At 52.0% G+C, this 3,348-nt stretch carries 2 protein-coding genes; one reads left to right on the top strand and one right to left on the bottom strand.

What is annotated here, in order from left to right:
* Positions 1-217: 217 nt before the first annotated feature.
* Positions 218-523, bottom strand: a complete 306-nt coding sequence (locus KDK13_RS18815) for a hypothetical protein (RefSeq protein ID WP_257286546.1) — start codon at positions 521-523, stop codon at positions 218-220.
* Positions 524-710: 187 nt separating this feature from the next.
* Here KDK13_RS18815 and KDK13_RS18810 point away from each other — a divergent pair.
* Positions 711-3,348, top strand: a 2,638-nt coding sequence (locus tag KDK13_RS18810; protein ID WP_257286545.1) for a hypothetical protein, incomplete at its 3' end; no start/stop codon positions are given.

Raw genomic sequence — 3,348 nt, 5'->3', positions numbered from 1 at the left:
TACCTGCCGATAGCTATTTCAATACCATTAACCAGGTGGCCATGGCCTGTCTGGCATTGGCCAGCCTGCCGGGTTGTGGGGCCCAGACAGCGCAAGACCGCCATCCTGAACCCAGTAAAGAATCGCCCGGCACTGCTGCCTCAACCTCGCAACCAACCAGTTCTGCAACGCCAACACCAACGCCAACACCAACGCCAACACCAACGCAATCAAGCTCTCAGCTGGCCAGCTCAATGGCTTCTTCGTCGGCTCCGACAATTTCAGAATTGACCAGCTCTGCAACGCCATCATCAGTGCTATTAAGCTCACAGCGGGAAAGTACAATTATTTCGTCGTCTACTTCGTCGTCGGATTCGACAATTTCACAATTAACCAGCTCTGCAACGCCAACAGCAACGCTATCAAGCTCACGGCTGGTCCGTGCACCGGCTTCATCGCCAACGCTAACCACCTCAGAATTGCCGGGTTCAGCGGTTTCGCTCGCGACTTCCTCAATATCACAACCGGCCAGTTCGGTAACCACTCCGCCGGGCTGCAGGGGTGAGCCGATTCCGGTTCAGAGCAGTGATGACCTGGCCAGAATCGGGAAGGAGCAAGGCTATCTACCCAATTGTAACTACACACAGACCGCTGATTTTGATGCTGGCGACCACTCGCCCATCTCGGACTTCACCGGTCAGTACCGCGGTAACGGCAAGCGCATTGGCAACTTGAACGACTGCCTCTTCTCGGAGGTGCAAGACAAGGGAATAGTGCGTGACGTGGTGGTTAAAAATGCCCGTATAGAGATCAATGATCAGGAATTTACCGGTTGTAAGGGGGTTATTGCCTGTAAAAGCAGCGGTCACTCGCTGTTGAAAAATAACACCGTGGAAGATTCTCACGTCAAGTTGGTAAGAGGCGGAGAGGGTGTGAAGCTGGGAATGCTGGCGGGGGAGATCAGTGACCACGCAAAACTGGAAGATAACCAGGTCAGGAACTCGACAATGAGTGCAGACGCAAGTCTTTTCGCACGTGTAGGAATATTAAACGGAGAAGCCAGAGGAGCCGCCTCCCTGGAGAGCAACTCGATTGACGGTTGCCGAATCACAGCAGGTCACAATAGCACTGATGCTGAGATGTTCACTGGCCTGATGGCTGGGCAAATACTCAATGGAGTTACTGTCAGAAACTCAAGACTCACCAATAACCAGCTGGCAGACAACACGGCAAATATCCATGCAGGTGGTATCGCAGGGTTTGCGCAAGGCGCAACAATAGAGGGTACCCATGCCATCAATAACACCCTGCTTGCGCACATGGATGACGCACATGGCCTAATTATTGCAATAGTTGTTGGCGAAGCGCTGAAGTGCCGTATTAGCGATACCACCGCTACCAATAACTACCTCAGGTCCAAAGGGCGTCCAAGCATCGATTCTCTAAAAATTAATGGAGCCTATACGGGCATCGTAACCGCAGATTGTTATTTAAGCACGATCAAAAATACTCTGGCCGAACATTCTCAATTGTACTCCAGAGGTCAGGCAGGTGTTGCCACTGCCCATGTCTCATCTGGTTGCGAGATCCATAACACCACTGCCAGAAATATGATCATTGAAGCCAGCCCCATAGCCGATGGAGAACATGCTGCAGCCATCGCTGCGGGCCATATTGCAAATTCCCCGAAATCCAATAAGATTAGCCAGACAACCGCTATCGGTTGTCAGATATCAGCCAACGGAACAAAAGGTTATGCCGCAGTGGGAGCTGGCCTTATAAAGGGTTCTGTAATCATCAGCGATACCACTGCCTGCAACAGTACCATCAAGGGCGATCACGTAGGCATAGCCACTGGTAGCACTGATCTTCCATCTACTCGCACCTATGCCTGTAACACCAAACTCAATACCCTGCCGGACAATTCCGGTTGCGCCGAGGCAAACTGCCTGCAGGATCCGCAGGAAAGTATTGATGTTCCCCCCACTCGACTCACCACCACAGCTGGTGGCAATCAAACAACAACTGACGTTTTGTATCCACATCCGGAAACACTGGTCAACAGCACTGCAACGAAAACAGCAACACTATCAAGCTCACGGCCGGCCAGTGCACCGGCTTCATCGCCAACGCTAACCACCTCAGAATTGTCGAGTTCAGCGGTTTCGCCCGCGACTTCCTCAATAGCACAACCGGCCAGTTCGGTAACGCTAACGCCAGTGCTATCAAGCTCACATCAGGAAAGTGCCGGCACTTCATCGTCGGCTTCGGCAATGTCAGAATCTACCGGCCTGACGCCATCATCCATGCCATCAAGTGCACTGTCTTCATCACCGGCTTCGACAGCGATGCTAACCACTGATGTTACCACCACAGCTTACAGCGGCCAGGCAACAACTGAACTTTTATCTTCACCTCTGGCTACACCGGTCAACAGCACGGCAACCCCAATTGCCACAGGCAGCCCTGATTCCCCGAACTTCCCACCGAGTGCAAAAACATCGTTCCCGGTGAGTCCGTCAAGTTCTCAGCTGACCAGCCCAATGGCTTCTTCGCCGACTCCGACAACTTCAGAATTGACCAGTTCTGCAACGCCATCGCCAGTGCTATCAAGATCAAGCTCACCACAGGAAAGGACACTCACCACTTCGTTGTCTCCCACAACTTCAGAATTGGCCAGTTCTGCAACGCTAACGTCAGTGCTATCAAGCTCACATCAGGGAAGTAGCATCACTTCATCGTCGGCTTCGGCAATATCAGAATCGACCGGTCTGACGCCATCATCCATGCCATCAAGTGCACAGTCTTCGTCACTGACTTCGACAGCGTTGCTAACCACTAAAAGTTCTGATGTTTCCACCACAGCTTACAGCGATCAGTCAACAACTGAATTTTTATCTTCACCTTTATCTTCACCGGTCAACAGCACGGCAACCCCGATTGCCACAGGCAGCCCTGATTCCCCGAACTTCACACCGAGTGCAAAAACATCGCTCCCGGTGAGTCCGTCAAGTTCACAGTTGAAAAGTACACCAATCTCGCCGTCTTCGACATTTTCACCATCAGCCAGTTCTGCAATGCCATCGTCATCGGCGTCAAGTTCTCAGCTGACCAGCCCAATGGCTTTTTCACCGTCGTTGACAGTTTCACAATCAGCCAGTTCTGCAACGCCTGCGGCAAAATTATCAAGCTCACAGGTGGAAAACGCAGTTATTTCGTCGTCATCACCGATAATCCCCGAGTTGACCAGCTCTGCAACGCCATCGTCATCACTGTCAAGTTCTCAGCTGCCCAGTTCTCCTGCTTCATCGTCAACGCAGACAACGTCAGAATCGTCGAGTTCAGCGGTTGCGCCTGCAACTTTCCCAA

This window comes from Endozoicomonas sp. SESOKO1 (assembly GCF_024606265.1).
In the GTDB taxonomy this organism is placed as follows: domain Bacteria; phylum Pseudomonadota; class Gammaproteobacteria; order Pseudomonadales; family Endozoicomonadaceae; genus Endozoicomonas.
This window is presented reverse-complemented; position numbering and strand designations above follow the sequence as displayed.